At 58.6% G+C, this 16,835-nt stretch carries 18 protein-coding genes; 7 read left to right on the top strand and 11 right to left on the bottom strand.

Translation table 11 applies throughout. The features are described 5' to 3' along the window. Positions 1-7: 7 nt before the first annotated feature. Both hydN and ACMYSK_RS24955 read right to left on the bottom strand, forming a co-directional pair. Positions 8-535 carry an electron transport protein HydN gene (hydN, locus tag ACMYSK_RS24960; RefSeq protein WP_434639133.1) on the bottom strand — a complete coding sequence of 176 codons (528 nt, stop codon included), beginning with the start codon at positions 533-535 and terminating at the stop codon, positions 8-10. Positions 536-682: 147 nt separating this feature from the next. After that, positions 683-1,696: a LacI family DNA-binding transcriptional regulator gene (locus ACMYSK_RS24955; protein WP_434639132.1), complete on the bottom strand. Its 1,014-nt coding sequence runs from the start codon at positions 1,694-1,696 to the stop codon at positions 683-685. A 267-nt stretch (positions 1,697-1,963) separates the two neighbouring features. Here ACMYSK_RS24955 and ascF point away from each other — a divergent pair, with 267 nt between their 5' ends. Together ascF and ACMYSK_RS24945 are read left to right on the top strand one after the other, a co-directional pair. Next, positions 1,964-3,406: a PTS cellobiose/arbutin/salicin transporter subunit IIBC gene (ascF, locus tag ACMYSK_RS24950; RefSeq protein WP_434639131.1), complete on the top strand. Its 1,443-nt coding sequence runs from the start codon at positions 1,964-1,966 to the stop codon at positions 3,404-3,406. A gap of 29 nt (positions 3,407-3,435) precedes the next feature. Next, entirely contained in the window at positions 3,436-4,860 is a 1,425-nt protein-coding gene (locus ACMYSK_RS24945; RefSeq protein ID WP_434639130.1) for a 6-phospho-beta-glucosidase, read from the top strand. Between the two features lie 211 nt (positions 4,861-5,071). Here ACMYSK_RS24945 and hycI read toward each other — a convergent pair whose 3' ends face one another. The 9 genes from hycI to hycA all read right to left on the bottom strand — a co-directional run bounded on the left by hycI (position 5,072) and on the right by hycA (position 12,861). Beyond that, on the bottom strand, positions 5,072-5,527 hold the full coding sequence (gene hycI / locus ACMYSK_RS24940) for a hydrogenase maturation peptidase HycI (protein ID WP_434639129.1): 456 nt from the start codon (positions 5,525-5,527) through the stop codon (positions 5,072-5,074). Then, positions 5,520-5,930, bottom strand: coding sequence for a formate hydrogenlyase maturation HycH family protein (locus tag ACMYSK_RS24935; protein WP_434639128.1), 411 nt, complete (start codon positions 5,928-5,930; stop codon positions 5,520-5,522). The genes hycI and ACMYSK_RS24935 overlap by 8 nt, the downstream gene beginning before the upstream one ends. Further along, positions 5,927-6,694 carry an NADH-quinone oxidoreductase subunit B family protein gene (locus ACMYSK_RS24930; protein WP_434639127.1) on the bottom strand — a complete coding sequence of 256 codons (768 nt, stop codon included), beginning with the start codon at positions 6,692-6,694 and terminating at the stop codon, positions 5,927-5,929. The genes ACMYSK_RS24935 and ACMYSK_RS24930 overlap by 4 nt, the downstream gene beginning before the upstream one ends. Continuing rightward, positions 6,694-7,236 (bottom strand): formate hydrogenlyase complex iron-sulfur subunit, encoded by a 543-nt coding sequence (locus ACMYSK_RS24925; protein ID WP_434639126.1) that lies wholly within the window; start codon positions 7,234-7,236, stop codon positions 6,694-6,696. The genes ACMYSK_RS24930 and ACMYSK_RS24925 overlap by 1 nt, the downstream gene beginning before the upstream one ends. A 9-nt stretch (positions 7,237-7,245) precedes the next feature. After that, positions 7,246-8,955 carry a formate hydrogenlyase subunit HycE gene (gene hycE, locus ACMYSK_RS24920; RefSeq protein WP_434639125.1) on the bottom strand — a complete coding sequence of 570 codons (1,710 nt, stop codon included), beginning with the start codon at positions 8,953-8,955 and terminating at the stop codon, positions 7,246-7,248. A 16-nt stretch (positions 8,956-8,971) separates the two neighbouring features. Beyond that, positions 8,972-9,895, bottom strand: coding sequence for a respiratory chain complex I subunit 1 family protein (locus ACMYSK_RS24915; protein WP_434639124.1), 924 nt, complete (start codon positions 9,893-9,895; stop codon positions 8,972-8,974). A gap of 2 nt (positions 9,896-9,897) precedes the next feature. Continuing rightward, entirely contained in the window at positions 9,898-11,724 is a 1,827-nt protein-coding gene (gene hycC / locus ACMYSK_RS24910; RefSeq protein WP_434639123.1) for a formate hydrogenlyase subunit 3, read from the bottom strand. Beyond that, the gene (locus ACMYSK_RS24905; RefSeq protein WP_434639122.1) at positions 11,721-12,329 is read right to left on the bottom strand and encodes a 4Fe-4S dicluster domain-containing protein; all 609 of its coding nucleotides are present in this window, start codon (positions 12,327-12,329) and stop codon (positions 11,721-11,723) included. The genes hycC and ACMYSK_RS24905 overlap by 4 nt, the downstream gene beginning before the upstream one ends. Before the next feature lie 82 nt (positions 12,330-12,411). After that, positions 12,412-12,861 (bottom strand): formate hydrogenlyase regulator HycA, encoded by a 450-nt coding sequence (gene hycA, locus ACMYSK_RS24900; protein ID WP_434639121.1) that lies wholly within the window; start codon positions 12,859-12,861, stop codon positions 12,412-12,414. Between the two features lie 211 nt (positions 12,862-13,072). On the opposite strand from hycA, the gene hypA reads away from it, so the two are divergent. From hypA to hypE, 5 genes are all read left to right on the top strand, one after another. Beyond that, the gene (hypA, locus tag ACMYSK_RS24895) at positions 13,073-13,423 is read left to right on the top strand and encodes a hydrogenase maturation nickel metallochaperone HypA (RefSeq protein ID WP_434639120.1); all 351 of its coding nucleotides are present in this window, start codon (positions 13,073-13,075) and stop codon (positions 13,421-13,423) included. A gap of 81 nt (positions 13,424-13,504) precedes the next feature. Next, positions 13,505-14,377 carry a hydrogenase nickel incorporation protein HypB gene (gene hypB, locus ACMYSK_RS24890; RefSeq protein ID WP_434639119.1) on the top strand — a complete coding sequence of 291 codons (873 nt, stop codon included), beginning with the start codon at positions 13,505-13,507 and terminating at the stop codon, positions 14,375-14,377. Beyond that, the gene (locus tag ACMYSK_RS24885) at positions 14,368-14,640 is read left to right on the top strand and encodes a HypC/HybG/HupF family hydrogenase formation chaperone (RefSeq protein ID WP_004866894.1); all 273 of its coding nucleotides are present in this window, start codon (positions 14,368-14,370) and stop codon (positions 14,638-14,640) included. Before hypB ends, ACMYSK_RS24885 begins: the two co-directional genes overlap by 10 nt. Then, positions 14,640-15,761 carry a hydrogenase formation protein HypD gene (hypD, locus tag ACMYSK_RS24880; RefSeq protein WP_434639118.1) on the top strand — a complete coding sequence of 374 codons (1,122 nt, stop codon included), beginning with the start codon at positions 14,640-14,642 and terminating at the stop codon, positions 15,759-15,761. The genes ACMYSK_RS24885 and hypD overlap by 1 nt, the downstream gene beginning before the upstream one ends. Then, positions 15,758-16,768, top strand: a complete 1,011-nt coding sequence (gene hypE / locus ACMYSK_RS24875; protein ID WP_434639117.1) for a hydrogenase expression/formation protein HypE — start codon at positions 15,758-15,760, stop codon at positions 16,766-16,768. The genes hypD and hypE overlap by 4 nt, the downstream gene beginning before the upstream one ends. The last annotated feature ends 67 nt before the right edge of the window (positions 16,769-16,835 follow it).

The following is a 16,835-nucleotide window of genomic DNA, read 5'->3' as shown; positions in this document are numbered from 1 at the left end:
TGTCGCCTTACCAGGCCAGCGCCGTACGACGCCGTTTTTCGATATTCATCTGCTCGAGCTTATTGCGGTCGACGCAGATCAGCGCGTGAGTCGGGCAGGCCTCCATACAGGCGGGGCCCTCTTCGCGGTGATGGCAAAGATCGCATTTATTGGCTTCCGCTTTTTCCGCCATCACGTTCAGCCCCGCGCCGCTATGGCGAATCACCGGGCGCACAACCACTTCCATTGCGCCGTACGGGCAGGCTACAACGCAGGTTTTACAGCCGATGCAGCGCTCCTGCATAACGTGAATAAAACCCTTATCCCGGCTGATAGCGCCGTTCGGGCAGACGTTAGCACACGGCGCGTCTTCACACTGGCGGCAGGCGGTCGCCGTCGAGACGTTAACGCCTTTGATCACATGGATGCGCGGTAAGAAAGTTTTTGGCGTCAGCGCGGCGCAGTCCTGATGTTCCTGATGAGAGACCACGCAGGCCACTTCACAGGTGCGGCAGCCAATGCATTTGCTCGCGTCGGCAATAATGAAACGGTTCATCCATTTCTCCAGCAGTAAGAAGGTTACGCGGCGGAGTATGCATAATACGTTCCAACTTTTATTATACTGATAATAAAGGAAATTTATGAGATGCAGGCAGGGAATCGATTCTGTCATCGTCACATCTGACGATGACAGATGACGACGTCAGGCGAACGGTCCCGGGGCTATGGAATCACGTTCAAGCAGCTCGCCGGGGAAGGCCTGCTGGTATTTTAAATCGCCGCCGTCGAGCATAAAGATCAGCCGGTTAATGCTCTCTTTGATCATTTCTGTCACCGGTATTTTGACGCTGGAGAGCGCAGGGACCATATACGGCGCCAGCACGATATCATCGAAACCGATGACCGAAACCTGCTCCGGAACCCGGACCCCCTGCTGATGTAGCTGCTTCATCGCGCCAATCGCCATGTCGTCATTGCTCGCCACCAGTGCACTGTAGCAGGCATTGCGCTGGCGCAGCGTTTCGACACCGGCTGCACCGGTTTCTGGCGTCCATTTCCCTTCAACAATCAGCTTGTTATTCAGGGGAATGCCGTGTTTCGTCAGCGCATCTTTGTAGCCAGAAAGGCGTTCAATACCGGTCGGCGAATCCAGCGAGCCGGTAATAAACGCAATATCGCGATGGCCGCGAATAATCAGTTTTTCTACCGCCATAAATGCCGACGCTTTTTGATCGGACCAGACGCAGTGACTGGCGTTACGTCGCAGGCGGCGGTTGAGCACCATAATCGGCTGCGGCTGGTTTTCAACGATCTCGTCCATCTCATCAACGCTAAGAAAACGCGGATAGATGATAATGGCATCGCAGCGCAGGTCGAGCAGGTACTGGATCGCCTCGCGCTCCTCTTCCGCGCTGTGCTTACCATCGGCCAGAATCAGCTGTCGGCCCTTGTCTTCCGTCATCCGCGCAACGTGAAACAGCAGCTCGCTAAAGTACACCCCGTGATAGAGGGTGTTGGTCACCACCAGCCCCAGCGTCTGGCTCTTTTTAGTGGCCAGATTCCGCGCCAGCAGATTGGGCCGGTAGCCGCTTTCCGCCACGGCCTGGAAGACGCGATCTTTCGTTTCCTGGCTGACATAGCCGTTGCCCGACAGCACCCGGGAAACGGTCGCCTTCGAGACACCCGCGCGTTTCGCCACCTCCAGCATCGTTGCCATGTTGTTCTTCCTGTTGCAAAAGATGCCCGCAGTGTACTGCACGCCCCGCCGTTTTACAGCGTCGACTCACGCGCAATGCAGATTCTTTTCGGCTTTACATAGCGATCAAAATCACAAAACTGAAAACTGATTTTTTTTAAATCTTGTACCAATCAATGAAACTCATCATGATTTTGTGGAACCGGTTTCCTACGTATCCCTGATAGCGCACGATATTTTGGTGCGATAACAAGCCAGTACCCTATTGATTAAACAGGATAAAATCCGATGTCGAAAAATTACGCAGCCCTGGCAAAGCAAATTCTGACGGCAGCAGGCGGGGTGGATAACATCACGGCAGTCACCCACTGCATGACCCGTCTGCGTTTTGTCGTCAAAGATGATACGCAGGTGGACAGCGCGGCGCTGAAAAGCCTGAAAGGCGTACTCGGCGTGGTTCGCAGCGACAACCAGTGCCAGGTCATCATCGGCAATACGGTGTCGCAGGCGTATCGCGAAGTCGTCAGCCTGCTGCCGGGCGATATGCGCCCTGCCGAACCTCAAGGCAAGCCACCGCTGACGTTAAAGCGTATCGGCGCCGGGATCCTCGATGCGCTGATCGGCACGATGTCACCGCTGATCCCGGCTATCATCGGCGGATCGATGGTCAAACTGCTGGCGATGATCCTTGAGATGAGCGGCGTTCTGCCTAAAGGTTCCCCTACGTTAACCATTTTGACCGTGATCGGCGACGGTGCCTTTTTCTTCCTGCCGCTGATGGTTGCTGCCTCCGCGGCGGTAAAATTCAAAACCAATATGTCACTGGCGATCGCGATTGCCGGGGTGCTGGTCCATCCGAGTTTTATTGAGCTGATGGCGAAAGCGGCCCAGGGCGAGCACGTCGAATTCGCTTTTATCCCGGTGACGGCGGTGAAGTACACCTATACCGTTATTCCGGCGCTGGTGATGACCTGGTGCCTGTCATATATCGAACGCTGGGTCGATCGCATTACGCCGGCGGTGACGAAAAACTTCCTCAAGCCGATGCTGATCGTGCTGATTGCCGCCCCGCTGGCCATCCTGCTGATTGGCCCGCTCGGGATCTGGATCGGTAGCGCCATCTCCGCGCTGGTGTACACCATTCATAGCTATCTGGGCTGGTTGTCGGTGGCCATTATGGGCGCCCTGTGGCCGCTGCTGGTGATGACCGGGATGCACCGAGTGTTCACCCCGACAATTATTCAGACCATTGCTGAAACCGGTAAAGAGGGGATGGTAATGCCGTCAGAAATCGGCGCTAACCTGTCGCTGGGCGGCTCGTCGCTGGCGGTAGCCTGGAAGACGAAAAACCCGGAACTGCGCCAGACCGCGCTGGCTGCTGCAGCCTCCGCCATTCTGGCCGGTATCTCCGAACCGGCGCTGTATGGCGTCGCGGTGCGGCTCAAACGCCCCCTGATTGCCAGCCTGATCAGCGGTTTTATCTGCGGCGCGGTGGCCGGTATCGCCGGTCTTGCCAGCCACTCGATGGCGGCACCGGGCCTGTTTACCAGCGTCCAGTTCTTCGATCCAGCCAACCCGATGTCTATCGTCTGGGTCTTCGGCGTCATGGCGCTGGCGGTGGTGCTCTCGTTTGTTCTGACGCTGCTGCTCGGCTTTGAAGACATTCCGGTGGAAGAATCCGCCGCCGATGCCAGAGCGCGTCAGACCGCCGCCCATCCATCACACGTTTGAACACTATTTTTTTGAAAGCGAGGTAACGCATGTCGACTTTTCCGCACGGCTTTTTATGGGGCGGCGCGCTGGCCGCAAACCAGTCTGAAGGGGGATATTTAGAGGGCGGCAAAGGGCTGACCACCGTAGATACCCTTCCCCACGGCGTGAACCGCATGCCGGTAAAGCTGGGGCTGGAGAAGCGTTTTCAGCTGCGTGACGATGAGTTTTACCCCAGCCATGAGGCCATCGACTTTTATCATCGTTATAAAGAAGATATCGCCCTGATGGCAGAGATGGGCTTTAGCGTATTTCGCACCTCGATCGCCTGGAGCCGCCTGTATCCGAACGGCGACGAGCTGGAGCCAAATCAAGAAGGGATCGCGTTTTATCGTTCACTGTTCGAAGAGTGCAAAAAGTACAATATCGAGCCGCTGGTGACGCTGTGCCACTTCGACGTACCGATGCATCTGGTCATTGAATACGGCTCATGGCGCAATCGTAAGATGGTGGAGTTCTTTACCCGCTACGCGCGTACCTGCTTTGAAGCCTTTGACGGACTGGTGAAGTACTGGCTGACCTTCAACGAAATCAACATTATGCTCCATAGTCCCTACTCCGGCGCCGGGCTGGTGTTTGAAGAGGGAGAAAATCAGGAGCAGGTGAAGTACCAGGCAGCGCATCACGAGCTGGTCGCCAGCGCGTTGGCGACCCAAATCGCCCATGAGGTCAACCCGCACAACCAGGTTGGCTGTATGCTGGCGGGCGGTAATTTTTATCCCTGGTCCTGTAAGCCGGAAGATGTGTGGATGGCGTTGGAAAAAGATCGGGAGAACCTGTTCTTTATCGATGTTCAGGCACGCGGCGCCTACCCGGTATGGGCTGCTCGGGTGTTCCGTGAAAAAGGGGTAGTGATTGCCAAAGAGCCGGGCGATGACGACATTCTCAAGCATACCGTTGATTTTGTCTCATTCAGCTATTACGCCTCGCGCTGCGCCTCAGCGGAGATGAATGCGCATAACACCAACGCCGCCAATATCGTTAAATCACTGAAGAACCCGCATATTCAGGCCAGCGAATGGGGCTGGGGCATTGACCCACTCGGTCTGCGCATTACCATGAATATGATGTATGACCGTTACCAGAAACCGCTGTTCCTGGTGGAAAACGGTCTTGGCGCCCGGGACGAGATCGACGCCAACGGCGAGATTCACGATGATTATCGTATCAGCTATCTGCGCGAGCATATTAAAGCGATGCGCGACGCCATTGAAGACGGGATTCCGGTGATGGGCTACACCAGCTGGGGCTGTATCGATCTGGTTTCCGCCTCAACCGGCGAGATGAGTAAACGCTATGGTTTTGTCTACGTTGACCGCGATGATGCCGGGCACGGTACCCTCGCACGCAAACGGAAGAAATCGTTCTGGTGGTACAAGAAGGTCATTGCCAGCAATGGCGAGGATCTCGAGTAAGGCGCGCGTAATTGCCGGGCGGCGCTACGCTTGCGCCGGCCTACAGTCCCGCAGCCCCGCCCACCCCGTAGCCCGGACAGGGGCGTAGCACCGCCTGCGGGAAATTACCGGGCGGCGCTACGCTTGCGCCGGCCTACAGTCCCACAGCCCCGCCCACTCCGTAGCCCGGACAGGGGCGTGGCACCGCCTGCGGGAAATCACCGGACATGGCTCAGAGCGCTGAAAATCCGCCGTCGCCAGCCCACCCATCAAGCCGCGCATACACCGCCGCCACCGCATCCTTAATCGGCTGGGTCATCGGATAATAAAAGCCGACGATATCCGGCTGAATGCCCAGAAAAATCACCTCGCCGACATCCTCTTGCAGCTGGTCTATCAGATAGTTGAGCGGCATATTGTGGGTAGTCATCATAAACATCTCGGCAATATCATCCGGGTCGACGATGCGAATGTCACCGGGGTTAAGCCCCATATCGGTGGCATCGACGATCAGCAGCCGCTGCGGGCGTAGTTCACGGATCGCCACGATGTCGTTTTCCGGGGCGCTGCCGCCGTCAATGACTACCCAGCTCCCCGGGGAGTTCGCCGCACACATCTCCGCCAGCAGCGGACCGGCACCGTCATCACCCATCATACTGTTGCCGACACAAAGTAAAACGTCAGTCACGGAGTCTCCTCACCATCAGGTAGATGGCGCTTTCCTGGTGAATATCGTGCAACATGCTGAGCATCAGTTTGCTCCACGCCTGCTGCTGCGGGCTCTGCCCGGCCTGGGCTTTATCGAAGGCGTGCGCAAGCATCGTCACGTGATTACTGTCGATAACTATCTCGCCGTACTTCGGTACGCCCTCCATTTTGCGCCGCGCGGTGCTACCTGCTTCGAGCGTGGCAATCCATGCCAGGTACTCTTCCCACGGGCAGTTCAGCGCCGTCTCCAGGCAATCGATGACCCCAAGGTGGTGGCCAATCGCCAGACTGTAATAGACAACCTGCTGCGCCTGATCCGGCGTGGCGTCGTTCTCATCAATAAATTTACGGCTCAGCTGACTGAACACCACCGTTTCGCTCATCGGATGCGTGTCTCCTCAACCACTTGATTCAGACAGGTCACAATCTCGGTCAGACGCGGATCTTTTTCGGCTTCCAGCCAGCGAACAACCTGGCTATCCCCCTGCCCCAGCAGGCGCATATAGTCGTCGGCAATCTGACGCCCGTAGCGATAGCCCGCCAGACGACGCGCTTCGCGGTCGATACGCACGCGCAGCGGCTGTACCATATTGGGATGGAGAATTTCCGCCGCTTTGTCATCCTGCTCGCCCGGCAGGCGAGCGTGAATTTTCTGCTCCAGCAGACCCAGCGCCATCGCAAAACCGTACAGCGTGGCGGCGGGCGTCGGCGGGCAGCCCGGAATATAAACATCCACCGGGACGATTTTGTCGGTTCCGCCCCACACGCAGTAAAGGTCATGGAAGATGCCGCCGCTGTTACCGCAGGCGCCGTAGGAGATACAGATTTTCGGATCCGGCGCCGACTGCCAGGCGCGCAGCGCCGGCGAACGCATCGCCCGGGTCACTGCGCCGGTAAACAGCAGAATATCGGCATGACGTGGCGACGGCACCACTTTGATCCCAAAGCGTTCGGCATCAAACAGCGGCGACAGCGTGGCGAAAATTTCAATTTCGCACCCGTTGCAGCCGCCGCAGTCCACGCGATAGACATAGGCAGAACGCTTAATCTTCTTCAGCAGCGATGCCTTCATGCTGGCGATGGATTCATCCACCGTCATCGGCACCGGAATGCCGTTTTCATCGCGCGGGCCTAATAAATTGCTCATCAGCTGGCCTCTCTCATATGGCGAGTCAGTTCAATACGGTCAGACGGCACCAGACACTTCTGGCGCTTGCACTCGGGGCAGGTTTCAAAACTTTCCCGATGCAGTTCGGCACGACTATCGCCGTTGTGCTTGAGCAGCGCGATTGCGTAGTCGATCTCTTTTTGCACGGCGAACGGGCGTTCACAGACCCGGCAGTGGCAGATGTCAAAGCGTGACTGCTGGAGAAAATCCTCTTTTTTCCACACCGCCAGCTCATACTCCTGCGACAGCTTGATGGCCGCCGTCGGGCATACTTCTTCGCAGCGGCCACAGAAAATGCAGCGCCCCAAATTGAACTGCCAGGCCAGCTCGCGCGTCACCAGGTCCGTCTCCACCGTCAGCGCATTCGACGGGCAGGCGTTCACGCAGGCCGCACAGCCAATACACTGCTGCGGGGTATGTTCCGGCTTGCCGCGAAAATTTTTATCGACCGGCATCGGCTCCAGCGGATAGGCGTGCGTTGCATTGCCGGTTTTGATCACTTTTTTGATAAAGGTAAACATGGCGATTCCTTATTTCAGCGGCGAGTTTTTACGCTCGATGCTGTAGCGCTCCAGCTCTTTGTACGGCACCACTTTGCTTTTCTTCTTGCGTACATCGACCACGGTCATGCGGTCGGTACAGGAGTAGCAAGGATCGAGGCTGCCGATAATCAGCGGTGCATCGGAGACGGTGTTGCCGCGCAGCATATAGCGCAGGGTTGGCCAGTTCGCGTAGGTGGCCGCACGGCAGCGCCAGCGGTACAGCTTCTGATTGTCGCCGGTCATGCTCCAGTGGATATCATCCCCGCGCGGCGCTTCCGAGAAGCCCAGCGCAAAACGATGCGGAATATAGGTAAAGCCTTCCACCGCCAGCGCGCCGCCCGGCAGGTTGTCCAGACCGAAGTCGATCATATTCAGCGCGGTATACACCTCGTTGATACGCACTTTCAGGCGTGAAATGACGTCGCAGCCCTGTTCGCTGTGAACCGTCATCGGCAGCAGGCCGTAACCCACAAACGGGTGATCGGCGCGGGTGTCGCGCGCGTGGCCGCTGGCGCGAACCATCGGGCCAACGTTGCTGAAATCACGGGCAATTTGCGGGTCGAGGCGGCCAATGCCGACGGTACGCTGTTCCATGTTCGGCGTGCTCAGCAGCATATCAACCAGATCCTGCACGTCGCGGCGCATCTGCTGCGCCAGCAGGCGGGTCTGGATCATGTCATCTTTCAACAGGTCGCGACGGATGCCGCCAATCAGGTTCATACCGTAGGTTTTACGCGCCCCGGTCAGTATTTCCGCCATCTTCATTGACGTTTCGCGCACGCGGAAGAACTGCATAAACCCGGAGTCAAAACCGGTGAAGTGGCAGGCAAGGCCCAGGTTTAACAGGTGCGAGTGCAGGCGTTCGACTTCCAGCAGAATGGCGCGAATCATCTGCGCGCGTTCCGGTACCACGATCCCCATCGCATTTTCAACGGAGGTGGTGTAGGCCGTACTGTGGGCAAAGCCGCAGATACCGCACACGCGGTCGGAAAGGAAGGTGACTTCGTTGTAACCCATGCGAGTTTCCGCCAGCTTTTCCATACCACGATGGACATAGAACAGGCGGTAATCGGCATCGATGATATTCTCGCCGTCAACAAACAGGCGGAAGTGGCCGGGTTCGTCGGAGGTGACGTGCAGCGGGCCAATCGGCACCACGTTATTTTTCTTACTGCCCAGCTCGTTGATGAACTCGTAGGTTTCCGCATCGGTAGTCGGCGCCGGGCGCTGACGGTAATCCATGCTGTCTTTGCGCAGCGGATAAAGTTCATCCGGCCAGTCGTCCGGCAGCACCAGACGGCGCTCATCCGGCAACCCAACCGGTACCAGGCCATACATATCGCGGACTTCGCGTTCGCCCCATACGGCGGCAGGCACGCGCGGCGTTACCGACGGGTATTCTGGTTTATCGGCATCTACTTCTACGCGCACGGTTATCCAGCACTTCGTCCCCTGCTCCATCGACAGCACGTAATACACGGCATAGTGGCCGTTAAGCTTACGTTCGTCGTTACCGAACAGCACCGACAGCCAGCCGCCCTGCTGGTAGTAGAGGAACTCCACCACTTCCGGGAGGTAGTTGAGCTTCACCGTCACGGTGAGCTGATCCCGGGTCTGCCAGGCTTCATCCAGCACCACGCCCGGAAAGGCCTGGTGCAGTGCGGCGAGATAGTGTTGACCGATTTTTTCTTCAGACATGCTCAAACTCTCTTAATCACGCCGCCAGCAAGGAGACGAAAGCTAAAAACGCAAAGCCAAAACCGGCCCAGGTGACGCGGGAAGTGGCACAAAAACGCAGGCGCGCCATGCTGTTTTCAAACAGCGCAATAACCAGCACGCCGACCACCAGTTTGACGATGGCGGCAACCAGCGCCAGCAGCAGTCCGCCGAGGCTAAAACTGATCATCTGGCCCCACGGAATAAAGACGCCGACAAACATTTGCAGCACCACCAGCTGTTTGAGGCTGATGCCCCACTTCAGCACGGCAAAACCGCTGCCGCTGTATTCGGTCAGCGGCCCTTCCTGCAGCTCCTGCTCTGCTTCCGCCAAATCGAACGGCAGCTTGCCCATTTCGATAAAGGTGGCAAACGCACAGGCGCACAGCGCCAGAAGCAGCGGCAACGTGTGGGCAACGGGCCAGTGATAAACGGTATCGGTGATAAGGCTGATATGCGTGGAGCCGGCGACCTGGGCCGCAACCCACAGACCGAGCAGCAGAATCGGCTCAACCAGCACGCCGAGCATCGCTTCACGGCTGGCGCCGATGGCGGTAAACGGGCTACCGGTATCCAGTCCGGCAATCGAAAAGAAGAAACGGGCAATGGCAAACAGGTAGATCAGGGTGATCAGATCGCCCAGCCCCGCCAGCGGTGATGCAACGGTCACCACCGGCAGCGCACTGGCAATGGTCAACATCACGCCGACCATCACGAACGGCGTCAGGCGAAACACCCAGCCGGAAACATCCGGCCCAACGCTTTGACGGCCCAGCAGTTTAAAGATATCCCGGTACTCCTGCAGCACACCCGGACCGCGGCGGTTATGCAGACGGGCGCGAGCCACGCGGGTGATGCCAGACAGCAGTGGCGCGGCGGCAAACAGCAGCAGCGCCTGCAATAATGCAATTAAAACGCTCATTCTCAGGCTCCTCGCGAAATGACAATAACCACCAGCACCGCCAGCTCAATCAACGCCACGCTGCGAAACAGCGCCGGCGCCGAGGCGCACTGCCAGCCGGGAACCAGACGAACCGGGTTCAGCCAGTGACGCAGTTTCAACAGCGGCGCAAAAGCCTCTTTAACCGGCATGGCAAAACCGTGGGCGGTTATGACCATTGATTTTTCGTGGTCGTAGCCGCAAACCCATGCCGCACCGCGAGAACGGGCGGGCAGACGGTCGCCCTTGAAGAAAATCATCAGCAGGAACGGCAGCAGCGGACAGGCCAGCAGCAGAATGGCGATCAGCGGCTGAGACACCACGCTTGAAACCTGCGCCTGCACCGGCAGGACACCGCCTACCAGCGTCAGCAGCCACGGGGCGGCGACCCCGCCAACCACGCAGCCGAGCGCGGCGAGCACGACGCTGAGCGTCATCAGCCCCGGGGCGGAGGTGGCATTCTCCGCTTCCGGAGTCCGCGGCGCGCCGAGGAAGGTTACGCCGTAGACTTTCGCCATACACATCACCGCCAGTGCGCCGGTGATGGCCAGGCCAACGGCCAGCATGGGCCCGATCAGGCGGCCAATAAATGCGTCACTGGTGCTCAGTTTGAAGAAGGACTGATAGATAACCCACTCGCCGGCGAAACCGTTAAGCGGCGGCAGCGCGGCCATCGCCATCAGACCAACCAGCATCGAGAGCGAAATCAGCGGCATTCTTTTTCCCAACCCGCCCAGCTTTTCGATATCGCGATGGCCGGTGCGGAACCACACCGCGCCGGCGCCAAGGAACAGCGTCGTTTTGAACAGGCTGTGGTTGATCAGGTGGTACATTCCGCCGATGAAGCCCAGCGCCATCAGGCTACTGCTGTTCAACGCCAGGCCGGTGACGAATGCGCCAAGCCCCAGCAGAATAATGCCGATATTTTCCAGGGTGTGGTAAGCCAGCAGGCGCTGGATATTGTGTTCCATCAGCGCATACAGCCCGCCGATAAAGGCGGTCACCATCCCCACGACCAGCAGCAAGACGCCCCACCACAGCGGCGGTGCACTACCGGCAAGCGAGACCGTCAGCATGCCAAACAGACCCACTTTCATCACTACCGTGGAGAACAGTGCGGCAGCCGGCGCGCTGGCTCCGGCGTGCGCCTGCGGCGCCCAGCCGTGCAGCGGAATGACACCCGCCAGCAGCGCGAAACCGACGAGAGCCGGTAGCCACAGCAGCATATTTTGCGTGGTATGGGCAGCAAGCAGGCTAATCTGCGCCAGATCGAGGGTGCCGTAAAAGGACCACACCAGCCAGCAGCTCCACGCCATCAGCAGCGTTCCCAGGCGTCCCAGCGCAAACCACAGCTTTCCGGATTGCGCACAACCGGTCAGGAATGCCCCGCACAGCGCCATCATCTCGGCCATCACCACCAGCGTGCCGAAGTTGGTCGCGACCACGGCACAGGTTGCCGAAGCCAGCAGCAGGTTTACCAGCAGGCCGTTGGCCTTCACCTGCGGGTGACGGTGCCAGGCAATATTAAACAAGGAGATGGGCAGTGCGCTGAGGCCAATCGCAAGCAGCCAAAGCGCATTGATGCCATTCACCCGTACCGGCAAAGAGATCATCTGCAGCATTCCGCCGCTCACCTGCTCCGGCATCATCAGCGTCGCGATAGCGGCGACGATCAGCATCGCACTGGCTACCGCGCCGCCGATCCCGGCAATCGCACCGCTTAACGATTTTCTCAGGGTGAAGATAAATGCCAGTACGCCGCTGAGGGCATACCACAGCACCGCCTGGTCCACTAAAGAAATCGCGTTCATTTCACGCCCTCCTGTTGCGACTGAAACAGCGACAAATCGCCGAGGTCGGTATTAAAGGTCAGCTCGCGCTTACGCTTGCTGGCCTGGGCGATATCGCGGATATCCACCAGCAGCAGCGCTTTCGTCGGGCACGTACGCACGCAGGCGGGTCCCTGTTCATCGAAATGGCACAGGTCGCATTTCACGGCGATAGCACGCACGCCCGGGACCCAGTCGAGCAGCGAACTGACGCGGGCTGGCGCCGGTGGCGCGGCGGGGGCCATGGGTGTATTGGCATTGGCCGGAATATCCAGCGGACGACTGCCGGAAAATTCAATTGCCCCAAACGGGCAGGCAATGCCGCAGAGTTTGCAGCTTACGCACAGGCTTTCATTCAGCTGAACCGCGCCGTCGACGCGATTGATCGCATTAACCGGACACACGGCGGCGCAGGGGGCGTCTTCGCAGTGGTGGCACATTTGCGGCGCCGATTCTTTTTCATTACGCATAACCTGCAGGCGCGGCATGGCCTGCAGGCCGTGCTGGCGATGCGTCTCTGAGCAGGCGGCCTCGCAGGTGCGACAGCCGATACAGACGGTGGAGTCAGCAATTACAAAACGGTTCACCGGGCAATCCTCGGGTGAAAGTCATTTTTGACGAAATCAGGGTGTTCAGATGTCATTTTCGACACGTGTCGACACCTTACGGTTAATGGGCCAGCGCCAGATGGCTTAAATCCACCGGCTGGTCGTGTTCCATGGCGTCATACAGACGGTCATATACGCTGGCAATAATGGCCAGGTAATGTTCCAGCACCTGTTCGCGCGAGCGGTTGCTGATCCGGCCGTCAACGGTGCCGTCAGATGCCAGTGTTGCCTTAGCGATCAAACGTTTATCTTCGCTATTACGCGTTTCTACGTAGTACTCAATGGTGTGGTTGTTAAACCCTTCCGCCAGCGCGACATACACCTGAAAATGTTCAAACAAGACGAAGCACAGCTCTTTGTCCGGCGCACAGCTCATCGCGTGATGCAAACGCGCTTTTGACAGGGTGATGCCCTGAACCAGCGAATTGCAGTATTGACGCCACTGATCCTGATAGCGGCGGTGACGGTCGGCGATGTAGTCCGCCTTTTCGCTTATTTCCCAAATAGTCATCTCGAATTCCCCGGTTGCATGAGATGCACCGTACTAGCATTTTCCATGCCAAATTTTAACAAGTTGATATTTAATGAATTTTGTAAAACAAGCGACCCAAACTGACATGTCGATGACAGCAGTCAGCTGTCGTCATCGACAGTTAGCCCGACAGTAGAGATGACCTGGCATCGTTATTGCATATATGCCCCATCGCGATACGGAGGCGACCATGCACGAAATCACTCTTAGCCAGCGGGCGCTGGAAATTATTGAACAACAGGCGCAGCAGGCCGGCGCTCGTCGGGTGACCGGCGTGTGGCTGAAGGTCGGCGCATTTTCCTGCGTGGAAGCCAGCGCGCTGACCTTCTGTTTTGAACTGGTGTGCCGGGGCACTCTGGCGGAAGGCTGCGAACTGCATATCGCCGAACAACAGGCTGAATGCTGGTGTGAATCCTGCCAGCAGTATGTGCACCTCATCTCGCAGCACGTGCGGCGTTGCCCGCAGTGCCAGAGCGACACGCTACAGATTGTGGCGGACGATGGCTTACAGATTCAGCGAATAGAAGTGATCCACGGTTAATTCGTCGGTGTCTCACCGCGGCCAGCGCGCCGACCAAGAGAGATAACGCGAAGCATAACGGGATAGACCAGGAGTAAAACTATGTGTACGACTTGCGGCTGTGGGGAAGGTAACCTTTATATCGAAGGTGATGAACACAACCCCCACTCGGCGTTTCGCAGCGCCCCCTTCGCGCCAGCCCCGCGCCAGACCATGACGATTACCGGCGTCAAAACCGATAACTTCTCCCCCACTCGCTTGCCGGGCGGCGACCTGCACTACGGCCACGGCGAGGCGGGCACCCATGCGCCGGGTCAGAGCCAGCGCCGGATGCTGGAAGTTGAAATCGACGTGCTTGATAAGAACAATCGTCTGGCGGCCCGCAACCGCGCTCGCTTTTCCGCCCGTGGTCAGCTGGTGCTGAACCTGGTCTCCAGCCCGGGTTCCGGTAAAACCACCCTGCTGAGTGAAACCCTGCTGCGTCTGAAAGGAAAAACCGCCTGCGCGGTTATCGAAGGCGACCAGCAGACGGTCAATGATGCGGCCCGTATTCGCGCCACCGGTACGCCGGCCATTCAGGTGAATACCGGAAAAGGCTGTCACCTTGACGCACAGATGATTGCCGACGCAGCCCCGCGCCTGCCGCTGGCGGATAACGGTATTCTGTTTATTGAGAACGTCGGCAATCTGGTGTGCCCGGCCAGCTTTGACCTCGGGGAACGCCACAAGGTCGCGGTGCTGTCGGTTACCGAAGGCGAAGATAAGCCGCTGAAGTACCCGCATATGTTCGCCGCCGCCAGCCTGATGCTGCTGAACAAAATCGACCTGCTGCCGTATCTCAACTTTGATGTAGAAAAATGTCTCGCCTGCGCGCGCGAGGTCAATCCCGGTATTGAAATCATTATGCTGTCCGCCACCAGCGGTGAAGGTATGGATCGGTGGCTCACCTGGCTGGAGACGCAGACATGTGCATAGGCATTCCGGGGCAAATCTGCGCCATTGACGGCAACCTGGCGAAGGTCGAAGTTTGCGGGATCCAGCGCGAAGTCGATCTGACGCTCGTGGGTAGCGTTGATGAACAAGGGCAGCCGCGGCTCGGCCAGTGGGTTCTGGTCCACGTGGGTTTCGCCATGAGCATCATTAATGAAGCCGAGGCTCGCGATACCCTTGAGGCGTTGCAAAATATGTTTGAAGTCGAGCCGGACGTGGGCGCGCTGCTCTACGGTGAGGAACGATAATGCGTTTTGTTGATGAATATCGCGCGCCGGAACAGGTGATGCAGCTGGTTGAGCATCTCCAGGCCCGGGCGCATCTGCTCCCTCATACCGCCGGGCGTCCGCTGCGCATTATGGAAGTGTGCGGCGGCCATACTCATGCGATCTTTAAATTCGGCCTCGACCAGTTGCTGCCGGAGAATATTGAATTTATTCACGGCCCCGGCTGCCCGGTCTGCGTTCTGCCGATGGGGCGTATCGACGCCTGTATCGATATCGCCAGCCGTCCAGGCGTAATTTTCTGCACCTTCGGCGACGCCATGCGCGTGCCAGGCAAAAATGGCTCCCTGCTGCTGGCTAAATCCCGCGGTGCCGACGTGCGTATCGTCTATTCCCCCATGGATGCACTGAAGCTGGCCCAGCAGAATCCGCAGCGTGAGGTGGTCTTCTTCGGCCTGGGTTTTGAAACCACCATGCCCGCTACCGCGCTGACGCTGCGCCAGGCCCGCGAGCGCAACGTGGATAACTTTTTCTTTTTCTGCCAGCATATCACCCTGCTCCCGACCCTGCGTAGCCTGCTCGACCAGCCCGACAACAGCATCGACGCCTTTCTTGCGCCAGGCCATGTCAGCATGGTGATCGGCACCGAGGCCTACGGATTTATCGCCAGCGACTACCAACGTCCTTTAGTGGTCGCTGGTTTCGAACCTCTTGATCTACTGCAAGGCGCGGTGATGCTGGTTGAGCAGACAATAGCGCAGCGCAGTCAGGTGGAAAATCAGTACCGCCGCGTGGTACCCGATGAAGGCAACCCGCTGGCGCAATCGGCGATTGCCGATGTCTTTTGCCTGTCTGGCGATAGCGAATGGCGCGGACTGGGGGTAATTAACAACTCTGGCGTACGCCTGACGCCCGCCTATCAGCGTTTTGACGCTGAAGCCCATTTTCAGCCGGCGCCGCAGCGCGTCTGCGACGATCCGCGCGCCCGCTGTGGCGACGTACTGACCGGCCGCTGTAAGCCGCATCAGTGCCCGCTGTTCGGGCAAGTCTGTAACCCGCAAAGCGCGTTCGGCGCGCTGATGGTCTCATCAGAAGGCGCATGCGCCGCCTGGTATCAATATCGCAGTCAGGAAAATGAAGCATGAAAAGCGTCCAGTTAGCCCACGGTAGCGGCGGTCAGGCGATGCAACAGCTGATCGCCTCTCTGTTTATGCAGGCGTTCGCCAACCCGTGGCTGGCGGAACAGGAAGATCAGGCCCGTCTCGACCTGGCTCAGTTGACCGCACAGGGCGATCGTCTCGCCTTTTCCACCGATAGCTACGTTATCGATCCGCTGTTTTTCCCCGGCGGCGATATCGGCAAGCTGGCGGTGTGCGGCACCGCCAACGACGTCGCGGTGAGCGGCGCTCTGCCGCGCTACCTCTCCTGCGGGTTTATTCTCGAAGAGGGGCTGGAGATGGCCACGCTGGAGCGCGTGGTCAACAGCATGGCCCGCACCGCACAGGCCGCTGATATTGCCATCGTCACCGGCGATACCAAAGTCGTCCCGCGCGGCGCAGCGGATAAACTGTTTATCAATACCGCCGGGATAGGCGCCATTCCGGCGGAGATCCGCTGGGGAGCGCAGCAGATTACTCCCGGTGATGTGCTGCTGGTCAGCGGAACGCTGGGCGATCACGGCGCCACTATTCTTAATCTCCGCGAACAGATGGGGCTGGATGGTGCGTTGTCCAGCGACTGTGCGGTGCTGACGCCGCTCATTCAGACGCTGCGCGCCGTTCCCGGCATTAAAGCGCTGCGCGATGCCACCCGCGGCGGCGTCAACGCCGTGGCCCATGAATTTGCCGCCACCAGCGGCTGCGGCATTGAGCTACATGAACAAAAGCTGCCGGTGAACGATACCGTGCGCGGGGTGTGTGAACTGTTAGGGCTGGATGCGCTTAACTTCGCGAATGAAGGTAAGCTGGTGATTGCCGTCGCCCGGGAAGCGGCAGAAGCCGCGCTGGCGCAGCTGCGCAGCCATCCGCTGGGCCGCGATGCCGCGCTGATTGGCGAGGTAGTTGAACGCCGCGGCGTACGCTCCGTCGGTTTATACGGCGTTAAGCGTACGCTGGACCTCCCTCACGCCGAGCCTTTACCACGAATTTGTTAGCGGAGCGGGGACGGGGCGTAGCGCCTGTCCGGCCGCACGGTCTGCCGCCCGGTCAGCGTAGTACCAC

Origin of the sequence: Klebsiella sp. I138, from assembly GCF_051131765.1 — a bacterium.
Taxonomy (GTDB): domain Bacteria; phylum Pseudomonadota; class Gammaproteobacteria; order Enterobacterales; family Enterobacteriaceae; genus Klebsiella.
This window is presented reverse-complemented; position numbering and strand designations above follow the sequence as displayed.

Coding starts and splice junctions, on each gene's coding strand:
- hycA (WP_434639121.1), bottom strand. CDS start 12,861: ATGACTATTTGGGAAATAAGCGAAAAGGCGGACTACATCGCCGACCGT.
- ACMYSK_RS24915 (WP_434639124.1), bottom strand. CDS start 9,895: ATGAGCGTTTTAATTGCATTATTGCAGGCGCTGCTGCTGTTTGCCGCC.
- hypA (WP_434639120.1), top strand. CDS start 13,073: ATGCACGAAATCACTCTTAGCCAGCGGGCGCTGGAAATTATTGAACAA.
- hycC (WP_434639123.1), bottom strand. CDS start 11,724: ATGAACGCGATTTCTTTAGTGGACCAGGCGGTGCTGTGGTATGCCCTC.
- ACMYSK_RS24925 (WP_434639126.1), bottom strand. CDS start 7,236: ATGTTTACCTTTATCAAAAAAGTGATCAAAACCGGCAATGCAACGCAC.
- hycE (WP_434639125.1), bottom strand. CDS start 8,955: ATGTCTGAAGAAAAAATCGGTCAACACTATCTCGCCGCACTGCACCAG.
- hypE (WP_434639117.1), top strand. CDS start 15,758: ATGAAAAGCGTCCAGTTAGCCCACGGTAGCGGCGGTCAGGCGATGCAA.
- hypB (WP_434639119.1), top strand. CDS start 13,505: ATGTGTACGACTTGCGGCTGTGGGGAAGGTAACCTTTATATCGAAGGT.
- ACMYSK_RS24955 (WP_434639132.1), bottom strand. CDS start 1,696: ATGGCAACGATGCTGGAGGTGGCGAAACGCGCGGGTGTCTCGAAGGCG.
- hypD (WP_434639118.1), top strand. CDS start 14,640: ATGCGTTTTGTTGATGAATATCGCGCGCCGGAACAGGTGATGCAGCTG.
- ACMYSK_RS24935 (WP_434639128.1), bottom strand. CDS start 5,930: ATGAGCGAAACGGTGGTGTTCAGTCAGCTGAGCCGTAAATTTATTGAT.
- ACMYSK_RS24885 (WP_004866894.1), top strand. CDS start 14,368: ATGTGCATAGGCATTCCGGGGCAAATCTGCGCCATTGACGGCAACCTG.
- hydN (WP_434639133.1), bottom strand. CDS start 535: ATGAACCGTTTCATTATTGCCGACGCGAGCAAATGCATTGGCTGCCGC.
- ACMYSK_RS24930 (WP_434639127.1), bottom strand. CDS start 6,694: ATGAGCAATTTATTAGGCCCGCGCGATGAAAACGGCATTCCGGTGCCG.
- ACMYSK_RS24945 (WP_434639130.1), top strand. CDS start 3,436: ATGTCGACTTTTCCGCACGGCTTTTTATGGGGCGGCGCGCTGGCCGCA.
- ascF (WP_434639131.1), top strand. CDS start 1,964: ATGTCGAAAAATTACGCAGCCCTGGCAAAGCAAATTCTGACGGCAGCA.